Annotated in this window: 16 protein-coding genes; 12 read left to right on the forward strand and 4 right to left on the reverse strand. The window is 63.5% G+C overall.

Annotation, left to right across the window (positions count from 1 at the left end):
• Positions 1-40: 40 nt before the first annotated feature.
• Positions 41-1,375 carry an MFS transporter gene (locus tag HDIA_RS10390; RefSeq protein ID WP_099558826.1) on the forward strand — a complete coding sequence of 445 codons (1,335 nt, stop codon included), beginning with the start codon at positions 41-43 and terminating at the stop codon, positions 1,373-1,375.
• A gap of 496 nt (positions 1,376-1,871) precedes the next feature.
• Here HDIA_RS10390 and HDIA_RS10395 read toward each other — a convergent pair whose 3' ends face one another.
• Genes HDIA_RS10395 through HDIA_RS10405 form a run of 3 tightly spaced genes read right to left on the reverse strand, consistent with a single transcriptional unit; the run spans position 1,872 to position 4,983 of the window.
• Positions 1,872-2,609 (reverse strand): GntR family transcriptional regulator, encoded by a 738-nt coding sequence (locus HDIA_RS10395; RefSeq protein WP_099556099.1) that lies wholly within the window; start codon positions 2,607-2,609, stop codon positions 1,872-1,874.
• 5 nt (positions 2,610-2,614) lie between these two features.
• Positions 2,615-3,781 carry an acetylornithine deacetylase gene (gene argE / locus HDIA_RS10400; RefSeq protein ID WP_099558827.1) on the reverse strand — a complete coding sequence of 389 codons (1,167 nt, stop codon included), beginning with the start codon at positions 3,779-3,781 and terminating at the stop codon, positions 2,615-2,617.
• Positions 3,782-3,798: 17 nt separating this feature from the next.
• Positions 3,799-4,983, reverse strand: coding sequence for a M24 family metallopeptidase (locus HDIA_RS10405; RefSeq protein WP_099556100.1), 1,185 nt, complete (start codon positions 4,981-4,983; stop codon positions 3,799-3,801).
• Positions 4,984-5,156: 173 nt separating this feature from the next.
• Here HDIA_RS10405 and ehuB point away from each other — a divergent pair, with 173 nt between their 5' ends.
• The 9 genes from ehuB to HDIA_RS10450 all read left to right on the forward strand — a co-directional run bounded on the left by ehuB (position 5,157) and on the right by HDIA_RS10450 (position 13,893).
• Positions 5,157-6,005 (forward strand): ectoine/hydroxyectoine ABC transporter substrate-binding protein EhuB, encoded by an 849-nt coding sequence (gene ehuB, locus HDIA_RS10410; RefSeq protein ID WP_099556101.1) that lies wholly within the window; start codon positions 5,157-5,159, stop codon positions 6,003-6,005.
• Positions 6,006-6,105: 100 nt separating this feature from the next.
• The gene (gene ehuC, locus HDIA_RS10415) at positions 6,106-6,774 is read left to right on the forward strand and encodes an ectoine/hydroxyectoine ABC transporter permease subunit EhuC (RefSeq protein WP_099556102.1); all 669 of its coding nucleotides are present in this window, start codon (positions 6,106-6,108) and stop codon (positions 6,772-6,774) included.
• Between the two features lies 1 nt (position 6,775).
• Positions 6,776-7,447, forward strand: a complete 672-nt coding sequence (gene ehuD, locus HDIA_RS10420; RefSeq protein ID WP_099556103.1) for an ectoine/hydroxyectoine ABC transporter permease subunit EhuD — start codon at positions 6,776-6,778, stop codon at positions 7,445-7,447.
• A complete protein-coding gene (ehuA, locus tag HDIA_RS10425; RefSeq protein ID WP_099556104.1) occupies positions 7,444-8,262 on the forward strand; it encodes an ectoine/hydroxyectoine ABC transporter ATP-binding protein EhuA in 819 nt (272 codons plus the stop codon). Before ehuD ends, ehuA begins: the two co-directional genes overlap by 4 nt.
• 73 nt (positions 8,263-8,335) lie before the next feature.
• Complete coding sequence (gene eutB / locus HDIA_RS10430; protein ID WP_099558828.1) at positions 8,336-9,343, forward strand: hydroxyectoine utilization dehydratase EutB; 1,008 nt, start codon at positions 8,336-8,338, stop codon at positions 9,341-9,343.
• Positions 9,333-10,325: a cyclodeaminase gene (locus HDIA_RS10435; protein ID WP_099556105.1), complete on the forward strand. Its 993-nt coding sequence runs from the start codon at positions 9,333-9,335 to the stop codon at positions 10,323-10,325. The genes eutB and HDIA_RS10435 overlap by 11 nt, the downstream gene beginning before the upstream one ends.
• Positions 10,326-10,347: 22 nt before the next feature.
• Positions 10,348-10,854, forward strand: a complete 507-nt coding sequence (locus tag HDIA_RS10440) for an Lrp/AsnC family transcriptional regulator (RefSeq protein ID WP_099556106.1) — start codon at positions 10,348-10,350, stop codon at positions 10,852-10,854.
• Between the two features lie 124 nt (positions 10,855-10,978).
• Positions 10,979-12,472, forward strand: coding sequence for an NAD-dependent succinate-semialdehyde dehydrogenase (locus tag HDIA_RS10445; RefSeq protein WP_099556107.1), 1,494 nt, complete (start codon positions 10,979-10,981; stop codon positions 12,470-12,472).
• A gap of 53 nt (positions 12,473-12,525) precedes the next feature.
• Entirely contained in the window at positions 12,526-13,893 is a 1,368-nt protein-coding gene (locus HDIA_RS10450; RefSeq protein WP_099556108.1) for an aspartate aminotransferase family protein, read from the forward strand.
• 48 nt (positions 13,894-13,941) lie between these two features.
• Here HDIA_RS10450 and HDIA_RS10455 read toward each other — a convergent pair whose 3' ends face one another.
• Positions 13,942-14,307, reverse strand: a complete 366-nt coding sequence (locus HDIA_RS10455; protein ID WP_099556109.1) for a molybdopterin cofactor-binding domain-containing protein — start codon at positions 14,305-14,307, stop codon at positions 13,942-13,944.
• A 259-nt stretch (positions 14,308-14,566) separates the two neighbouring features.
• Between HDIA_RS10455 and HDIA_RS10460 the strand changes: the two genes are divergently transcribed.
• The gene (locus HDIA_RS10460; RefSeq protein ID WP_425432945.1) at positions 14,567-15,736 is read left to right on the forward strand and encodes an efflux RND transporter periplasmic adaptor subunit; all 1,170 of its coding nucleotides are present in this window, start codon (positions 14,567-14,569) and stop codon (positions 15,734-15,736) included.
• Positions 15,733-18,894 (forward strand): efflux RND transporter permease subunit, encoded by a 3,162-nt coding sequence (locus HDIA_RS10465; protein WP_099556110.1) that lies wholly within the window; start codon positions 15,733-15,735, stop codon positions 18,892-18,894. The genes HDIA_RS10460 and HDIA_RS10465 overlap by 4 nt, the downstream gene beginning before the upstream one ends.
• The last annotated feature ends 480 nt before the right edge of the window (positions 18,895-19,374 follow it).

Raw genomic sequence — 19,374 nt, forward strand, 5'->3', positions numbered from 1 at the left:
CTAGACCGCGATGCAACCCTTGTCGGCGCTGGTGGCTCCCATGATCTTTCCCAAGAAGGCGGTGTCCGATCCGCCGCTGGCCTCACGGCAGAACGCCGCATGGTATGCGGTTGTGGTTCTGTGCCTGGCGCTTCTGCTTTCCTACACGGACCGCCTCGTTATCAATCTGGTGGTCGATCCGATCCGCACAGAGCTGGCGCTGACCGATGTCGAAATCAGCTTTCTGCAAGGCGCCGGTTTCGCGCTCATCTTCGCGCTCGCCGGGCTGCCGTTCGGCCGTCTCGCCGATGCTGTCAATCGGCGGAACCTGATCTCGGGCGGCCTGCTGATATGGTCGCTTGCCACAATATGTTGCGGCCTTGCGGCCGACTTCGCCGGGTTCTTCGCGGCGCGCCTCGCTGTGGGTCTCGGGGAAGCGGCGCTGGTGCCGGCGGCATCGTCGCTGATTATCGATCTCTTCTCGCCGCATCGCCGCGGGACCGCGCTCGGCGTGTTTTCGCTCGGGGCCACATTCGGTGCGGGTGGGGCCATCCTGATTGGCGGCATATTGTTGGGCTGGATCGATGCGGGTTATTTCAAGTTCCTGCCTATCGTCGGAGAACTTGCGCCCTGGCGGCAACTGTTTATCGCGGTTGGACTGCCGGGGATCGTGATGCTGCCCTTGCTCTTGTTGATTTCAGAACCGAGGCGCTTCAACAGCTCTGGACTGATGCCTGTTTCCCAGGTTCTGCGCAGGCTTGTTGCCGACAACGGCACCGTCCTGCGGGTCTGCCTCGTCAAAGGCGTGCTTGCTATCGGCGACAACGGCATCTTTGCGTGGATGCCGACGCTGTTGCAGCGCGTGTATGACCTGACCGCTCTTGAGGTCGGGGCGCTCGTTGCGCTCGCCGTTTCCGGAAGCGGCGCGACGGCGTCCGTTGTTGGAGGAGCGCTGTCTGACAGCGTTGCCCGCCGCTGGGGTGTCGAGGCGCGCATTGTTCTGCTGCTGGGCTGCTACGCTCTGACGGTTGCCGGCGCCGTTGTTCTCTACTTCGCGCAGAGCGGCTCGCAGGCGGCGCTTGCATTTGGCATCTGGGCATTCGGTTCGATCGGTGCCTATGTCATCGGCCATGTCGTCATGCAGGAGAAGGTGCCAAGCGAAATGCGTGCGACCACCATCGCACTGTCGCTCGCCACCATCGGCCTGGTCGGGATTGGACTGGGCCCGACGCTGGTTCCCTTGGTGGCGGGTCGTGTACTGGAGGGCCCGGCGACGCTCCAGTCCGCCATGGCACTCGTCGGAATTGTGGCGTCGTTGTTGTCCTTCGTGATGATCTGGCCTCCTGTCCGCAAAAGTCTTCTGGCCTTGACGACTGCACCGGAACAAGCAGGCTAGCGGGTCTCACACCGGCCGCCGATCAACAGCATAGCGCCAAACCCCGAGCACAGCCGCGTCAGCGGTCATCTCCAATGAAACAGCAAGACGCGCAAAGAACATCGCCCGGCGGCAGTCGTATCTTCCGCTCATGTCCCGCCCACGAACGCATCCGCCGGCACCTTGTCCGGGTTCAGCGTCAATGAGACAATTACGGTCTAACGGATAGAGGAGGATTCTTGGCTCATCGTAACCCTTCAAGGCGCGAAGATGAGACGGAAATCCGGGACACAGAAGGAACCGGCGGAGAAGGCTGATCGAGGCCTGGAGTCAGGACGACATTGAGAGCCGTCCTCGCATGACCCTTGGTCATCTTACCCCGGCAGAATATGCTGTCGACACATCCAGTTGACCCGCCCCGATCGGGCCAAGCCAAGCCAGAAACGAACGCTGACTCCGGACCATTGCCTCCAGACACTTGTCGTTCGTGCTTTACGTGGCGGGCGCTTTCCCTGGCTCAGGCTTGAGACCTCAGGCGCGTGAAACTCATGGAGATGTGCGCGCGGCGCAGATGGGCGGCTGCCGCAAGGTCGCCGATTTCGATCGCCGCGAGAATGTCGGCGACCTCCCGCGAGAAGACGAACACCTCGCGGGCGAGGAATTCATCCCGGTCAGCACCGATCTGAGCCAATGATTTCAACCAGATACGGGACGTCTGATAGTAAAGCCGCTCGGAAATTTCCTGAAGGGGTTCGTTGGCGGTCAGCCGCATCAGGACATGAAAGAATTCCATGTTGAGCCGGGCGAAGGTCTTGGCGTCGGGTCTGTCGAGCAGCGTTTGCGTGCGGATGTGAAGGGCGTGGAAAAGATCGATCGTCTCGCTCGTCGGCGGCACCGGCGAGAGCTTGCCGAGCATTTCGGCAAGCTCCATGCGAAGTTGGTAGACATGGGTGAGGGCCACCAGATCGACGTCGCTGACGATGGTTCCGACCCCGTGGACGGATGTCAGCAGGCCCTCCGACTCCAGCCGGCCGAGAACCCTTCGCAGCGGCGTGCGGCTGACGCCGAATTCCGCCGCCAGCACCTCTTCGCTGAGGCGTGTGCCGGGTGGGTAGTCCAGAAGGCAGATGCGCGTTCTCAAGATGCCGTAGAGATGCCTGAAGCGTTCGCGTGCATTGCCGGAAAGTCCCCCCTCCGGGCGCACTTGTGCCGCGATGGGCCCGTCGGACGGTATCTCATGCTCGGCGTCTGTCATGGTTGTCACGCTTCCAGCTTGGTTTTCAGGCCAGTAAGCACATCCAGGCATCGTTGCAACTGGTCGATCGCGATGAATTCGTCCGGCTTGTGCGCCTGCTCGATGGATCCGGGGCCGCAGACGACGACCGACAGCCCATGCGACTGAAAGAGGCCAGCTTCCGTGCCGAAGGAGACGACGTCGGCGCTGCGCTCGCCGGTGAGTTCGAAGACGATGTCGCGCGCCGCGTTGTCGTCGGCCGGCTCAAGCCCTTCCACCTCGCCGATCACCTCGGTCACGATCTCCGCCTCCGGGGCGGTGCGCCGCATGGCCGGCAGCAGCACGTGATCGCAAAATTGCCTGAGGCCTGACTTGACGTGCAGGGCATCGCTGCGGTTGACGGGGCGCATTTCCCATTCGACCTCGCAGTGACCGGCGATCGTGTTGCGCGCGTTGCCGCCGGAGATCCGCCCCACCTGCACGGTTGTCCAGGGCGGGTCGAAGCGGTTGCCCTTCGGGGCAAGACCCTTCAGTTCCTCGCCGATCTCCATCAGGTGGCACATGTAGCGCGCGGCCGCTTCCACGGCGTTGGCGCCCTTGTCGGGTGCCGAGCCATGACCTTCGCGGCCGGTGAAGCGGGTCGTGTATTCGTAGCAGCCCTTGTGCCCCTCGATGACCTTCATCATCGTCGGCTCGCCGATGATGGCGAGCGAGGGTCTGAGATCGTTGGCTTCGAGCTCCGAAACGAGATGGCGGGCGCCGAAACAGCCGGTCTCCTCGTCATAGGTGAAGGCGAAGTGGAGCGGGCGGGAGAGTTGTGCCTCGGCGAAGACCGGCGCAACGGCAAGGGCAGCGGCAATGAAGCCCTTCATGTCGCAGGTGCCGCGGCCATAAAGCCTGCCGTCCTCCTCGCGCAGCGCGAAGGGGTCGCTGGTCCACGCCTGGCCCTCGACGGGCACGACGTCCGTATGGCCGGAGAGGATGATACCGCCGTCGCCTTCTGGGCCAAGGGTGGCGAAGAGGTTGGCCTTGTTGCCGTCCTCGCCGCGCATCAGCGAGATTCGCGCGCCGCAATTGCCAAGCTTTTCGGCCGCGTAGGTAATGAGCTCCAGATTGCTCTCCGAGGAGACGGTCGGAAAGGCAATCAGATCGGCAAGGATCGCCCGGGTATCGTCGAGAAGGTCGGAAGACATGGCGTCCCGCTGCAAGGTCAGTCCTTGACGAAAAGCTGGCGCGGCCGGTCGCAGAAACATTCCGCCGGACCGCGCTCGCCGATGAGGATGCTCTCGGTGATTTCGAGGCCCCAGCCGTCCATCCACAGGCCCGGCATGAAATGGAAGGTCATGCCGGCCTCCAGCACCGTCTTGTCCTCCGTGCGCAGCGAGATCGTCCTCTCGCCCCAGTCCGGTGGATAGGACAGGCCGATCGGGTAGCCGCAGCGGGCGCCGCGCTCGATGCCGGCCCGCTCCAGCGGGGCGCCGAGGGCCTCGGCGATATCGCAGGCCCGGTTGCCGGCGACAGCCTTTTCAAGACCGGCCTCGAGACCCTCGACGAGCGCCTTTTCGGCTTCGAGAAGATATTGCGGCGGCTTGCCGAGAAAGACGGTGCGGCAGAAGGGTGTGTGATAACGGCGATAGCAGCCGGCGATCTCGAAGAAGGTCGCCTCGCCGGCCTGGAAAGGACGCCCGTCCCAGGTCAGGTGAGGGGCGGCGGCATCGGCCCCGCTCGGCGTCAGGGGCACGATCGCCGGATAGTCGCCCCAGTCATCGCCGATCCCGCGGACCGTGTCGGCATAGATCTCGGCGACGAGGTCGTTCTTGCGCAGGCCGGGCTGGATCCGCTCGACGATGCCGTCGACGACCTTCTCCGCAATCCGGGCCGCCTTGCGCATGAAGGCGATTTCCTCGCCCGATTTCACGCCACGCGCCCGGTTGACGAGCGCGGTTGCATCGAGGAAGGCGGCATCGGGAAGTTCCTCCCGCAAGGTGAGGTAGGCCTTGGCCGAGAAATAGTAGTTCTCCAACTCGACGCCGATGCGCGCCTTTTCCCCGCCATGCTCCTTCAGCAGAACGGCCAGCGCCTGCATCGGGTGGCGCTCGGTCGACTGCACATAGTTGTCCGCATAGGGAACGATCCGGTCCTGCGTCATCCAGACGGTACGCAGCGCGCCGTTGGCGTCCTGGGTGCGGCCCCACCAGATCGGTGGGGCATCGGGCAGAACGATCACGCCCTGGTGCACATAGAAGGACCAGCCGTCGTAGCCGGTCAGCCAGGCCATGTTGGAAGGGTCCTCGACGAAGAGCATGTCGAGGCCGGCCTTGGCCATCGCCTCGCGCGTCTTCTTCAGTCGACGGTCGTACTCAGTCTGGGAAAACGGAAGCTGCAAAGCGCACATTTGGGTCTCCGCATGCTGCCTGTGTCGGCGGCAGTTGCCTTTAATGTACACAACACGATCAAAAATGGCAGATGTTTTTGGAAAATCCCGCGAAGAATTGTTGACATGCCGAGTGGGTTGGTCAAATTTGTACACAACAAGGTGAAAAGACCGCAACAAAGGGGAACTTCGTCATGCGCTCCAGGATCTTGAAGGGAATTTTCGCGGGCTGCGTCGCGGCTCTGATGGCGGCGACCACATCGGCCAGTGCCGGCCCGCTGATGGACCGCATCAATGCGGGCGAGCCCATCCGCATCGGCTTTGCCAATGAAATCCCGTTCGCCTATCCCGCCGATGACGGAAGCCCCAAGGGCTTCGTCAACGTCTTCACGATCGCCGTCCTGAAGAAGATGGGCTACGACAAGATCGAGCCGGTGCAGACGGAGTGGGGCGGGCTGATCCCGGGCCTCAAGGCCAACCGCTTCGACATCATCACCGGCGGCATGAACATCCTGAAGTCGCGCTGCGAGAACGTGGCCTTCTCCGAGCCGATGGCGAAGGTCGGCGACGGCTTCGTCGTCGCGGCCGGCAATCCGAAGAAGATCACCGACTACAAGAGCATTGCCGACAGCGGTGCGATCATGGTCACCGGCGCCGGTTATTCGAACATCGAGGCGGCGAAAGCGGCCGGCGTGCCCGAAGCCAACATCATGCAGGTTCCCGGTCCGACCGAGATTCTGGCCGCCGTCAAGGCTGGCCGAGCCGATGCCGGTGCCGGCACTTACTTCACGGTCAAGCAGCTGGCCGACACCACCGACGGTGCGCTTGAGGCGAGTGACCCCGATGCGATGCCCGAGGATTCCTTCAACTGGGCCGGCATCGGCTTCCGCAAGGATGACCAGGACTTCCTCGACAAGTTCAATGCCGCCGAGAAGGAGTATCTCGGGACGCCGGACATGCTGGCCGCGGTCGCCGAATACGGCTACGGCAAGGGCTCGCTTCCGGGCGACGTGACCACGGACTGGGTCTGCGCCAACCGTTGACATGAGGCGCCGCGGACCCTCCAAAAGGGGCGCGGCTTCTTGAAGGCGCCCGGGCGCCCGCCCGCCGCCTTCGCCTGCTTGAACGGAAGGTCCGAGCGGCATGTCCTATCTGGAATTTCTCGGCCAGTATGGTGACCGCATCCTCGGTGGTACGGCCATCACGATCCTCCTGACCGTGCTGGCGACTGTGCTTGCTGTCGCCATCGCGTTCCTCGCCGGAATGATGCGCCTGTCGGCCAACCCGGTCGCGCGCGGCGCGGCCACCGTCTATATCGAGATTTTCCGCGGCACGTCGCTGCTGGTCCAGCTCTACTGGATCTTCTTCGTTCTTCCGCTCTTCGGCATCACGCTCGAGAAGTTCACCGCCGGCTTCGTCGCCGTCGGCATGAACCTTGGCGCCTATGGCGCGGAACTTGTCCGTGGCGCGATCCTATCGGTGCCGCGCGGGCAGTGGGAAGCGTCTCTTGCGCTCAACATGTCGCCGACGAAGCGGATGATCCGCATCATCCTGCCGCAGGCCGTGGTGACCATGCTGCCGCCCTGGGGCAATCTTCTCATCGAGTTGTTGAAAGGTACGGCGCTCGTCTCACTGATCGCGGTGGCCGACCTGATGTTCCAGGCCAAGCAGATCAACGGCACGACCTTCCTCTCCGCGCAGGCCTTCGGCACCGCGCTCATCATCTACTATGTCATTGCCCGCTTCCTGCTGACGCCTTTCATGCGTTGGCTGGAGCGTGTCATGGCCCGGCGGATGGGAAGGAGGGCCTGAGATGTTCGACTGGCGCTGGGATTTCGTCTGGGAGATTCTGCCACGCCTTCTCTGGGCGACCGGCAACACCCTGCTTGCCGCCGGCATCGGCTATGGCATCGCCCTGGTCCTCGGCCTTGTGCTGGCGCTGGCACAGCGCACGCCGTTCAAGGTCGTGACGCTTGTCGTGCGTGAAGTGGTGGAATTCATCCGCTCCACGCCGCTGGTTCTGCAGATCTTCTTCGTCTTCTACGTCGGGCCGCAGTTCGGCATTCGCCTGTCGCCCTGGGTGGCGGGCATGATCGCCATCGGCCTGCACTATGCCGCCTATCTTTCGGAGGTCTACCGGGGCGGGATCGACAGCGTCCCGCGCGGCCAGTGGGAGGCCTGCACGGCGTTGAGCCTCAGCCCGGCGCGCACCTATTTCCGCGTGATCATACCGCAGGCACTTCCGCCCGCGTTGTCCGGCATGGGCAACTATCTCGTCGGCATCTTCAAGGACACGCCGATGCTCTCCGTCATCGGCGTCGCGGAGCTGATGCATACGGCCAACGCCATCGGGTCCGAGAGCTACCGCTTCCTTGAACCCTATACGATGGTCGGCGTCATCTTCCTTGCGCTCTCCCTGCCGACCGCCGCCCTCATTCGCGCCTTCGAGGCCTTCGTGCGCCGTAAACTGGGGATGACCCGATGAGCGAAGACATGTCCCGCTATCCCGTCCGGCTCACCGGCGACGACGTGCCGATGGTGCGCTTCATGAACGTCACCAAGAGCTACGGCGACCTCGTGGTGCTCGATGCCCTCAACCTCGACGTTGCCGCCGGCGAGATGGTGACGGTCATCGGTCCGTCGGGCTCCGGCAAGACGACGGTCCTTCGGATGCTGATGACGCTCGAGACGATCAACGGCGGCGTCATCTATGTCGACGGCGAGCCGCTGACCCATATGGAGCGCGGCGGTAAGCTGGTTCCTGCCAATGCGAAGCACATGCGCAAGATGCGCGCGAACATCGGCATGTGCTTTCAGCACTTCAATCTCTTCCCGCACATGACGGCGCTGGAAAACTGCATGGAGGCGCCGGTGCATGTGCTCGGCCTTTCCAAGGACGAGGCGCGCGAGCGGTCGATCGAACTGCTCGGGCTGGTGGGGCTGGCCGACAAGGTCGACCAGCATCCCTCGCGCCTGTCGGGCGGGCAGCAGCAGCGCGTCGCCATCGCCCGCGCCCTTGCGATGCGGCCGAAGGTGCTGCTGTTCGACGAGGTGACGTCGGCGCTCGATCCGGAAGTGATCGGCGAGGTGACCAACGTCATCCGCACGCTCACCACAGAGCACAATCTCACCATGCTGATGGTCACCCACCAGATGGGCTTTGCCAAGGAAATCTCCGACCGCATCTGTTTCTTCTTCAAGGGGCGGATCGAGGAGCAGGGGCCTCCAGACGAACTGTTCGGCAATCCGCAGAAGGAGCGCACGCAGCAGTTCCTGAGTGCGGTCCGGGAGGCGATCTGATGGAACGCCCGCCGGCTACTAGGTTGCCCTCGCCATGGTCCCGCGCTCGCAGAAGGGGATGATGGAGCATCCCATGACGCTCTCGCTCGCCGATATCTTCGCCGCCCGGAACGCGATCTCCGGCATTGCCGTCCGCACGCCTCTCGTCCCGTCTCCGGCCATGACCGAGGTCGCGGGCGCACCCTTCCTGATGAAGCTGGAGACGACCCAGCCGGTGGGGGCCTTCAAGCTGCGTGGCGCGGTCAATGCCGTCAGCCGGTTGCCGGAGGGCACGAAAGGCGTTGCCTGCTGCTCGACCGGCAACCATGGCCGGGGCGTTGCCTATGCGGCGCACGCCAAGGGCATTCGGGCCGTCGTCTGCATGTCGCAATTGGTGCCGCAGGCCAAGGTCGACGGCATCCGCGCGCTCGGCGCTGACGTCAGGATTGTCGGCCGTTCGCAGGACGATGCCCACGCGGAAAGCATCCGGCTTTGCGAGAGCGAGGGGCTCATTGAGATTTCCCCCTTCGACGACCCGCATGTGGTCGCGGGGCAGGGCACTATCGGCCTTGAGATTCTCGAGGACTGCCCGGAGCTTGCAATGCTGCTCGTGCCGCTTTCCGGCGGCGGACTTGCCGGCGGTGTGGCGCTTGCGGCCAAGGCCATCAATCCGGCGATCCGGGTGATCGGCATCACCATGGACCGGGGCGCTGCGATGCATGCCTCCTTGAAGGCCGGCCATCCGGTCGAAGTGGAAGAAGTGGCCAGCCTTGCCGACAGCCTCGGCGGCGGGATCGGACTTCAAAACAGGCTGACATTCGATCTCTGCCGCCGCCACCTCGACGACGTGATCCTGGTGACGGAAGAGGAGATCTACCGGGGCATGCAGAGCATCTATTTCGACGAGCGCATGGTGGCCGAGGGGGCGAGCGCCGTTGGCCATGCCGCATTGCTCGCCGGCAAGCTGCCCAAGGCTTCAGGGCCGATCGCCACCATTCTTACCGGCCGCAATGTCGACATGGCGGCCTTCACGAAGGTGGTGACTGGCGAGGACGTGCCGCTCGGGGACGTCACCGTGAAAGGACAGCGCCATGCCGCATGAGATCGCCATCGTCACCGAGCAGGACCTGCGCAAGGTCGTGAAACTCGATCTTGCGGTTGTCGATGTGGTCGAAAGCGCCTTTGCCGCCCTGGCCTCCGGCAAGGTGGTGATGCCGCCGGTCCTTTCCATGGCCATCCCTGAGGCGAATGGCGAGGTCGACGTCAAGACGGCCTGGCTGCCCGGGTTTTCGGGCTTCGCCATCAAGGTGAGCCCCGGCTTCTTCGACAATCCCAAGCTTGGCCTTCCGAGCCTCAACGGGCTGATGATCCTGTTTTCAGCGAAAACCGGCCTCGTCGAGGCGCTGTTTCTCGACAACGGATATCTGACGGATGTGCGCACGGCGGCAGCCGGCGCGGTCGCCGCCCGCCACTTGGCGCCATCGCGCGTTCAGACGGCTGGCGTGATGGGGACAGGCGTTCAGGCGCGGCTTCAGATCGAGGCGGCGCATCTCGTCCGCCCGTTCGAACAGGTTCTGGTCTGGGGCAGGGACCTTGCCAAGGCCGAGGCCTGCGCCGCCGACATCTCCGCACGGCTGAAAGTGCCGGCAAGGGCCGAGGCCGATCCCGCCCGGCTTGTTGCCGAAAGCCAGCTTGTCGTCACGACGACGCCGGCCCGCGAATCGATCCTCAAGGCCGACTGGTTGCATCCCGGCCTTCACATCACGGCCATGGGCTCCGATCAGGACGAGAAGAACGAAATCGAGCCGGCCGCGCTCGTCGCCGCGACGGCCTATGTCTGCGACCGCATCAGCCAGTGCGAAAAGCTCGGCGAACTGCACTCGGCAATTTCCGCAGGACTCTGGCAGGGGCCGCCGCCCGCCGAACTTGGCGACGTCGTCTTGGGCAAGTTCACGGCGCGCCGGTCCGAAGACGACATCACGATCTGCGACCTCACCGGGACGGGTGCGCAGGATACCGCGATCGCGACCTATGCGGAGAAGCTCTGTCGGTCGGTCGGGATCGGATCCCTGATCGCAGCTTGAGAGTGGGCGGGAACCTGATCGGATGCTGAAGCTCGATGCCCGCGACATCAAGATTCTCGCGGTTCTTGCCCGCGAAGGCCGCATTTCGAAGGCGGAACTGGCCGAGCGCGTCAACCTGACCGCGACACCCTGCTGGGAACGATTGCGCCGGCTGGAGGCGGCCGGCATCATCCAGGGCTACCACGCCGATATCGCCCTGAGCCGCCTCGGTCCCTCGGTCACGGTCTTCGTCATGGTGGAACTCGGCCGGCACAAGGCGGAGGACTTCCAGGTCTTCGAGCGGACGGTGGCCGATTTCGAGGAGATCGTCGCCTGCTGGGCGCTCGGCGGCGGCTTCGACTATCTCATGCAGGTGACGACGCGCGATATCGACCGCTACCAGCGTCTTATCGACGAGTTGCTGGCCCGGCGGATCAGCGTTGCCCGCTACTACAGCTATATCGTCACGAAGGGCGTGAAGACCGGCGGTGTGCCTCCCTTGGCGGCGCTGTTCGAAGACCTCTCCGAACTGCCGGTCAAATCCGGATGATCCATCTGCCAGACGGCGATCTTTGGACAATTCCTCTGCCGGGGCCGAGGCAGGATGCACGGCATGGACATCGCGAGCGGCGCAATTGACGCCGCATGACCACGCGCGGTCCGGGAGGATCATCATGGCTCAGGCAGCACGACGCGAGCGGACCGGACCGGTCAGCTTTTCCGGCATTTCCGATGTCGGTCTCGTCAAGTCCTTTTCCTATATCGGCGGCCGTTGGCAGGCCGCAGGCAGTGGCGCGAGCTTTGCCGTCACCGATCCCTCGACCGGCGGCGAGCTTGGCCATGTCGCCCAGCTTTCCGCAGCCGAGAGCGCGACGGCTGTCGATGAGGCGGCCGCCGCTTTTCCGGCCTGGTCCGGGCTTTTGCCGCAGGAACGCTCGCGGCTGCTGCGCCGCTGGTTCGACCTCATGGTTGCGGCGCGCGAGGATCTCGCCCGCATCATGACGCAGGAGCAGGGCAAGCCGCTCTCCGAGGCGCGCGGCGAAATCGACTATGCGGCGGCCTTCATCGAGTTCTACGCCGAAGAGGCCAAGCGCCCGAATATCGAGAGCGTCACCTCGCATCTGCCGGACGCCGAGATGGAGGTCTGGCGCGAGCCGGTTGGCGTCGCAGCGCTCGTCACGCCCTGGAATTTCCCGTCCGCGATGATCACCCGCAAGGCGGCGGCTGCGCTGGCCGCCGGCTGCACGGTCGTCGTCCATCCCTCCGGCGAAACGCCCTATTCGGCGCTGGCTCTGGCCGAACTTGCCGAACGGGCCGGCATTCCCGCCGGTGTCTTCAACGTCGTCACCGGCAAGGCGCCCGAGATCGTCGAGCCATGGACCATGGATACGCGCGTGCGCGCCCTGTCCTTCACCGGCTCGACCGAAATCGGCAGGCTGCTCTATCGCCAGAGCGCCGACACGATGAAGCGTCTCGTCATGGAGCTTGGCGGCCACGCGCCCTTCATCGTCTTCGCCGATGCCGATCTTGATCAGGCCGTGGAAGAGGCCGTCAAGGCGAAGTTTGCGACCTCGGGGCAGGATTGTCTCGGCGCCAACCGCTTCTTCATCGAACGGCCGGTCTATGATGCCTTCTGCGAGAAATTGGCGGCGGCGACCAAGGCGCTCACCGTCGGGGCAGGTCTTGAGGATCGCGACATCGGGCCGCTGATGAACGAAAAGGCCGTGCAAAAGCAGGAGTCCCACGTCGCCGACGCGCTGGAAAAAGGCGCGCGGTTGCTGGTCGGCGGCAAACGCCATGATGCCGGGCCGTTGTTCTTCCAGCCGACGGTCCTCGCCAATGTGCCGGATGACGCGCTCATCATGCATGAGGAGACCTTCGGTCCCGTCGCCGCGATTGCCCCCTTCGACACGGAGGACGAGGCGCTGACCCGCGCCAACGCCACGGACTATGGCCTCGTCGCCTATCTCCACACGCAGGATCCGCGCCGCATCTACCGCGCGAGCCGCACGCTGCAGTTCGGCATGGTCGCGGTCAATCGCACCAAGGTCACGGGCGCACCCATCCCCTTCGGCGGCTTCAAGCAGTCCGGCATCGGCCGCGAGGGCGCTCGCCTCGGCATGGAGGCCTTCATGGAAGTCAAATACGTCTGCCGCGACTGGGCGTGAACGCCGCCCGAAGCCATCGATATCAACTCAAACCGCGCAATTGGAACAGACCCATGCTCACCAACGACCAGCTTGCCCAATGGGACCGGGAAAACTTCTTCCATCCCTCCACCCACCTTGCCCAGCATGCGCGCGGTGAAACGCCGAGCCGCATCATCACCGGCGGCTCGGGCGTGCATATCGAGGACCGGGACGGAACAAAGCTGCTCGATGCCTTCGCGGGGCTCTATTGCGTCAACGTCGGTTATGGCCGCACGGAAATCTCCGAGGCGATTGCGGCGCAGGCGAAGGAGCTTGCCTACTACCACGCCTATGTCGGACACGGCACCGAGGCTTCGATCACGCTGGCGAAGATGATCCTCGACCGGGCGCCGAAGAACATGTCGAAGGTCTATTTCGGTCTTGGCGGGTCGGATGCAAACGAAACCAACATCAAGCTCGTCTGGTACTACAACAACATCCTCGGCCGGCCGGAAAAGAAGAAGATCATCTCGCGCTGGCGCGGCTATCACGGCTCGGGCCTGATGACGGGCTCGCTCACGGGCCTCGAACTCTTCCACAAGAAGTTCGATCTGCCGCTGGCGAATGTCCTTCACACCGAGGCACCGTTCTATTTCCGCCGCGCCGATCTCGGCATGAGCGAAGCGGACTTCGTCGCCCATTGCGCAGCGGAACTGGGATCCCTCATCGAGCGCGAAGGCGCCGAGACCATCGCCGCCTTCATTGGTGAGCCCGTGCTCGGCACCGGTGGCATCGTGCCGCCGCCGAAGGGCTATTGGGACGCTATCGGCCCGATCCTGAAGAAGCACGACATCCTCATGATCGCCGACGAGGTCGTGACCGGTTTCGGCCGTCTCGGCACCATGTTCGGCTCCGATCACTACGGCATCGAAGCCGACATCATCACCATCGCCAAGGGCCTGACTTCGGCCTATGCGCCGCTCTCGGGTTCCATCGTCTCAGGCAAGGTCTGGAAGGTGCTGGAGCAGGGTACCGACGAATTCGGCGCGATCGGCCACGGCTGGACCTATTCGGCCCATCCGATCGGGGCAGCGGCAGGCGTCGCCAACCTGAAGCTCATCGACGATCTTGGGCTGGTGGAAAATGCCGGCATGGTCGGCGCCTATCTGAAGGCGGGGCTCGCCTCCGCGCTCGGCCATCACCCGAATGTCGGCGAGATACGCGGCGAGGGAATGCTGGCGGCTGTCGAATTCGTCGAGGACAAGGAGAGCCGCAGCTTCTTCGATCCGGCAAAGAAGGTCGGGCCGCAGGTTTCGGCGGCGCTCCTGAGGCGCGGCGTCATCGCCCGCGCGATGCCGCAGGGGGATATCCTCGGCTTCGCCCCGCCGCTTTGCCTGACGCAGGCCGAGGCGGATGAAATCGTCGCCAAGACGGCGGATGCCGTCAAGGAAGTCTTCTGAATTCCGCTGTGATCTGCTCCCCGATCCTTGGACCGTTTCCGGGATGATTTAAGCGACTCTCTGCGCCTGCTGGCCGGTTTCGAACTGGTTGAAGTAGACCATGGCGGGCGGCTGTCCGCCATGGGCGGCGTGGGGCCGCTGGTGGTTTTGGAAGGTGGCCCATCGGCCGATGCCCGCCTTCGCCTGCGGGCTCGCAAGGCCGTCCCGCTCGGGCAGGAAAACGACGTCGAGGGCGCCGGCATCCGCATTGGCCGGTGCGTGATAGTGCGCCGGATCGTGTTTGACGATCAGCCTCGACCGCGGATCGATGTCGAGCCCTTCCATGAGGGCGCCGCCGATACCCCGGATTTGACCGCCGTAGCACTGCGACGCCGCGGTCTTCTCGTTGACGATCCGTCCGGCGGCGGCGGCCACGTGCAGGTTCGAAGGCTCACCAACCCGTGCCTTGGCATCATTGCTCCGCACCTCTCGCCAATGGCAGGGAGTGCCTTGAATCGTCTGTTGGTTTCCGGCAGGGGCCGGATTTCTGCTGTCTGAATTTTCGCCTACGGCACTTCTGAGGATTGGCATTTCCGGAGCTGATCCAGATGTCTCGCAATTGCGTCCGATCAGTGAGACAATCAATCAGAGTCTTCCCTTGGTATGCCAGAATACGGAAAAGCGGGGGCCGGTGATCATGAAATCCTGGAAAGCAATGGTCGTCCTCTTGCTGCTGGCAGGCAGCTTCGGGGCGGACGCTCATGCACAATCGGCAGCGCCGGTTGTCACCGTGGCAAAGCCCGTCGTCCGCGATGTCGTCGACAACGACGAATTCATCGGCCGCTTCCAGGCCGTCAACGAGGTGTCCGTCAGGGCGCGCGTCGGGGGGTATCTCGACCAGATTCACTTCGTCGACGGTGCATTGGTAAAAAAAGGCGATCCGCTCTTCACCATCGATCAGAGGCCCTTCAAGGCAGCGCTCGACGAGGCGACGGCCGCCCTCGACGTTGCCAATTCGACGCTGGAATATGCGCAGGCGCAGTACCAGAGGGCGCAATCGCTGGCGCCGGGCGTTGCCCAGTCCGCCGCGACGCTCGACGATCGCCGGCGCGAATGGATCACGGCGCAAGCCAATGTTCGCGGCGCTCAGGCTGCGGTCGATCGCGCCAGGCTCGATCTTGACTACACGACCATCACCGCCCCGATCGGCGGTCGCATCGACCGGCATCTGGTCTCGATCGGCAATCTCGTCCAGGCCAATGACACGGTGCTCACGACCATCGTTTCGCTGGACCCGATCGACTTCTATTTCAATGTCGACGAACGGCGGATGCTCAACTTCGCAAAGACCGCGCGCGACCGCGGCAGCGATCTGCAGCAGGGCAGCAGCGGCCTGCCCGTGAAGGTCTCGATCATCGATTCAACGCAAGAGCCCTTCGTCGGCAAGCTCGACTTCGCCGAAAACCGCATCGACAACGAGACCGGCACAATCCAGCTCCGGGCCCGGTTCGACAATCCGGACTACGTCCTGCTTCCCGGACTGTTTGGAAGGGCCTCCGTGGAGGCTTCGAACACCTATAGCGCCATCCTTGTTCCCGATGAGGCCATCGGTTCAGACCTCAACCAGCGGGTCGTCTATGTCGTCGGTGACGATGGAACCGTCCTGTCGAGGCCCGTGAGGCCCGGCCCACGTCTCTACGGCTATCGCGTCATTCGCGAGGGCATGACCGGCGACGAAACGATCGTGGTGAAGGGGCTCGTCCGCGTGAGGCCCGGCATGAAGGTCGAGGCCGAAATGGTAACGTTGCCTCCGGAAGCCGAAGTGGCTCCTCCAGAAAGCGTCCTGGAGGAGAACGCCCAGTGAGATTCGCTCATTTCTTCATCAATCGACCGATCTTCGCATCGGTCCTCTCGATCATTCTGGTGATCCTCGGCGCCATTGCCTATACGCAATTGCCCGTCGCCCAGTTTCCCGAGATTGCACCGCCGACGATCGTCGTGCGGGCTTCCTACCCCGGCGCCGATGCGGAGACCGTCGCGGCGACCGTTGCAACGCCGATCGAACAGGAGATCAACGGCGTCGAGGACATGCTCTACATGTCTTCCTATTCCACCAGCGACGGTGCTTTGGCGCTGACGATCACCTTCAAGCTCGGCACCGATCTCGATCAGGCGCAGGTTCTCGTCCAGAACCGTGTTGCCATCGCCGAGCCACGCCTGCCGGCCGAGGTTCGCAGCACCGGCATCACGACCTCGAAGAGTTCCCCCGACCTTCTGATGGTCGTGCACGTCCTGTCGCCAAACAGCCGCTACGACCAGCTCTATGTGTCGAACTATGCGCGCAGCCGCGTACGCGACGTTCTGGTGCGCCAGGATGGCGTCGGCTCCATTTCGATCTTCGGCGAGCGCGAATATTCCCTGAGAATCTGGCTCGATCCGGAAAAGCTTGCCGGCTACGGCATGACGGCCAGCGATGTGATCGCCGCCCTTCGCGAGCAGAACGTCCAGGTGTCTGGCGGCTCGATCGGGGCGCCGCCCAACAACGGAGAAAACGCGTTCCAGTATGCGGTCACGACACTTGGCCGCTTCTCGGATGCGAGGCAATTCCGTTACGTCGTCGTCAAGTCGTCGGGCGACGGACGGCTCGTCCAGTTGCAGGACATCGCTCGCATCGAACTTGGCGCGCGTGACTATGTGACGAACAGCTATCTGGACGGCAAGCCGGCCGTCGCGCTCGGCATTTTTGCCCGTCCCGGGGCCAATGCACTGGAGACGTCCGCGAGCATTCAGGCCACGATGGAACGGCTCAAGCAAGACTTCCCGCCGGGCCTCTCCTACGAAATCGTCTACAATCCGACCGAGTTCATCGCCGAGTCGATCAACGAGGTCTACAAGACGATCTTCGAGGCGGCGATCCTCGTCGCGATCGTGGTGCTCGTCTTCCTTCAGTCATGGCGGACGGCGATCATTCCGATTGTCGCGATCCCGGTCTCCCTGATCGGCACCTTCGCGATGCTGCTCGCGCTCGGCTTCTCGCTGAACAACCTGACCCTGTTCGGCCTTGTCCTGGCGATCGGCATCGTGGTGGACGATGCCATCGTCGTCGTCGAGAACGTCGAACGAAATCTGGCGCAAGGCATGTCGCCGCGGGATGCCTCGCACACGACGATGGACGAGGTCGGCGCCGCGGTCATCGCGATTTCGCTGGTCCTCATCGCTGTCTTCGTTCCGACCACCTTCATTCCCGGAATCACCGGACAATTCTACCGTCAGTTCGCCGTCACGATTTCGGTCGCGACCGCGATTTCTGCCATCAACTCTCTGACGCTGTCGCCGGCGCTTGCCGCGATCGTCCTGCGTCCGCATGACAATCATGCGAGCGGTGGCAATCCGATTTCGCGGATGACTCGTGTCTTCGCCGATGGGTTCAACCGCGGCTTCGACCGGCTGAGCCGCGGATATGCGTGGTGCGTCCTGCATCTCGTGCAGACGCGCACGGCCTTGCTCGTCGGACTGCTGGTGTTTGCCTGCCTGCTCGGGTCCACCTGGTATATGGGCAGGATCGTACCCGGCGGGTTCATTCCCCAGATGGACCAGGGATATGCGATCGTCGTCGTGCAGCTTCCGGAGGGCTCATCGCTGGCACGGACCGATGCGGCCGTGCGTCAGGCAACCGACGTCGCCCTGAAGACCGACGGCATTGCCCACGCCGTGGCTTTCTCCGGCTTCAGCGGAGCGACCTTCACCAACGCGTCCAACCAGGGTGTCATCTTCGCCACCTTCGACCCGTTCGAGAAGAGGCTTGAGCATGGCCAAACGGCGGCCGCCGTCATCGGCGGCCTTTATCGGAACATGCAGGCTATTCAGGAGGCTTTCATCATCGCGATCCCTCCGCCATCCGTGCGGGGCATCGGCAATGCGGGCGGCTTCAAGATGCAGTTGATGGACCTCGACAGCGGCGACATGCGACGGGTCCTCGGGCTGGCCTACCAGTTGGCCGGAAAGGCAAACGCCACGCCGGGACTGACCGGCGTGTTCACGACGTTCTCGGCTTCCACCCCGCAGTATTTTCTCGATGTCGACCGGGAGAAGGCCCGCATCCTGAACGTTCCGATCTCGAATATCTTCGAGACGTTGTCCAACAACCTTGGAATTGCATACGTCAACGATTTCAATGCCTTTGGTCGAACCTACCAGGTTCGGGCACAGGCCGATGAGCGTTTCCGGATGGACCGCGACGATATCCTGGGGTTGAGGGTCCGTTCCTCGACCAACGCCCTCGTTCCGCTCGGAACCCTTGTCGACATCAAGGATGTCAGCGGTCCGTCCCTTGTTCAGCACTACAACATGTATGTCTCCGTGCCGGTTCAGGGCAATCCGGCTCCGGGCGTCGCGACGGGCACCGCGCTCGAAAGCATGGAGAAACTGGCCGACGAGACGCTCGCGCCGGGCACGACCTTCGAGTGGACCGAATTGGCCCTCCAGGAGCGCAGCACCAGCAACATCGCGATCTATATCTTCGCTCTTTCGGTCGTCTTCGTCTTCCTCGCACTGGCGGCGCAATATGAAAGTTGGATCCTGCCGCTCGCGATCATCCTCATCGTTCCCCTGGCCGTGCTCGCCGCCCTGATCGGAGTGCATCTGCGCGGAATGGACAACAACATCCTCACGCAGATCGGCCTCATCGTCCTGATCGGTCTGGCCGCCAAGAACGCGATCCTGATCGTGGAGTTTGCACGGCAGGCTCAAGCCGACGGGAAGAGCCCAGTCGAGGCGGCAGTGGAGGCCTGCCAGTTGCGGCTGCGGCCGATCCTGATGACGGCCTTTGCGTTCATCCTCGGCGTCGTGCCGCTGATGATCGCGACGGGGCCGGGCGCCGAAATGCGTCAGTCCCTGGGAACTGCGGTCTTCTCCGGCATGCTCGGGGTGACGTTCTTCGGCCTCTTCCTGACGCCGGTCTTCTATGTGGTGTTGCGCTCGATCCGACGCTCACGGCCGTTGCCGGTGGAGAGCAAGGCATAACAACAGTGGGACACTGACTTCCAGAAATTGCATGCGGTGCCAAGACAAGGCGGGGGCACCAAGATCGTCGCCAAATGGCTCCATTTGGGCGTTGCGCTTCGCATGCGACATACCCCAAATGCCGTCCCTGTTTAGAATTTCAGATAGCGTTTGCTAGGACTTCACCGCGGCTCGTACGGCGGCTCTGCTCGTGCACAGAGCCGCCGGCACAATGGGTCCGGAACGTCGCCATCGCAATGTGATGGGCGCGCGACGCGCTGAACAGGATCGCCGAGGTTGCGGCCATCCACGGACAGTCACCCTGGAACCGCAATTGGGGCAGCCATGGAAAGCCCACTGTCCCGGATGACGAGCGTCATGGATTTTTGGGACGGCCGGGTGCGAGTTGGCCGCAGTGCCCGCGTCCGAAACGAAAAAACCCCGTCCACGAGGGACGGGGCTGAAGTCTAGGAGGAAATGACTGGTCGCCGGAGGCATCCA

Origin of the sequence: Hartmannibacter diazotrophicus (assembly GCF_900231165.1) — a bacterium.
Classification (GTDB): domain Bacteria; phylum Pseudomonadota; class Alphaproteobacteria; order Rhizobiales; family Pleomorphomonadaceae; genus Hartmannibacter; species Hartmannibacter diazotrophicus.

Bases quoted from the DNA above. Each gene is read 5' to 3' on its own strand.
- HDIA_RS10390 (WP_099558826.1), top strand. From the start codon at position 41: ATGATCTTTCCCAAGAAGGCGGTGTCCGATCCGCCGCTGGCCTCACGG.
- HDIA_RS10395 (WP_099556099.1), bottom strand. From the start codon at position 2,609: ATGACAGACGCCGAGCATGAGATACCGTCCGACGGGCCCATCGCGGCA.
- argE (WP_099558827.1), bottom strand. From the start codon at position 3,781: ATGTCTTCCGACCTTCTCGACGATACCCGGGCGATCCTTGCCGATCTG.
- HDIA_RS10405 (WP_099556100.1), bottom strand. From the start codon at position 4,983: ATGTGCGCTTTGCAGCTTCCGTTTTCCCAGACTGAGTACGACCGTCGA.
- ehuB (WP_099556101.1), top strand. From the start codon at position 5,157: ATGCGCTCCAGGATCTTGAAGGGAATTTTCGCGGGCTGCGTCGCGGCT.
- ehuC (WP_099556102.1), top strand. From the start codon at position 6,106: ATGTCCTATCTGGAATTTCTCGGCCAGTATGGTGACCGCATCCTCGGT.
- ehuD (WP_099556103.1), top strand. From the start codon at position 6,776: ATGTTCGACTGGCGCTGGGATTTCGTCTGGGAGATTCTGCCACGCCTT.
- ehuA (WP_099556104.1), top strand. From the start codon at position 7,444: ATGAGCGAAGACATGTCCCGCTATCCCGTCCGGCTCACCGGCGACGAC.
- eutB (WP_099558828.1), top strand. From the start codon at position 8,336: ATGACGCTCTCGCTCGCCGATATCTTCGCCGCCCGGAACGCGATCTCC.
- HDIA_RS10435 (WP_099556105.1), top strand. From the start codon at position 9,333: ATGCCGCATGAGATCGCCATCGTCACCGAGCAGGACCTGCGCAAGGTC.
- HDIA_RS10440 (WP_099556106.1), top strand. From the start codon at position 10,348: ATGCTGAAGCTCGATGCCCGCGACATCAAGATTCTCGCGGTTCTTGCC.
- HDIA_RS10445 (WP_099556107.1), top strand. From the start codon at position 10,979: ATGGCTCAGGCAGCACGACGCGAGCGGACCGGACCGGTCAGCTTTTCC.
- HDIA_RS10450 (WP_099556108.1), top strand. From the start codon at position 12,526: ATGCTCACCAACGACCAGCTTGCCCAATGGGACCGGGAAAACTTCTTC.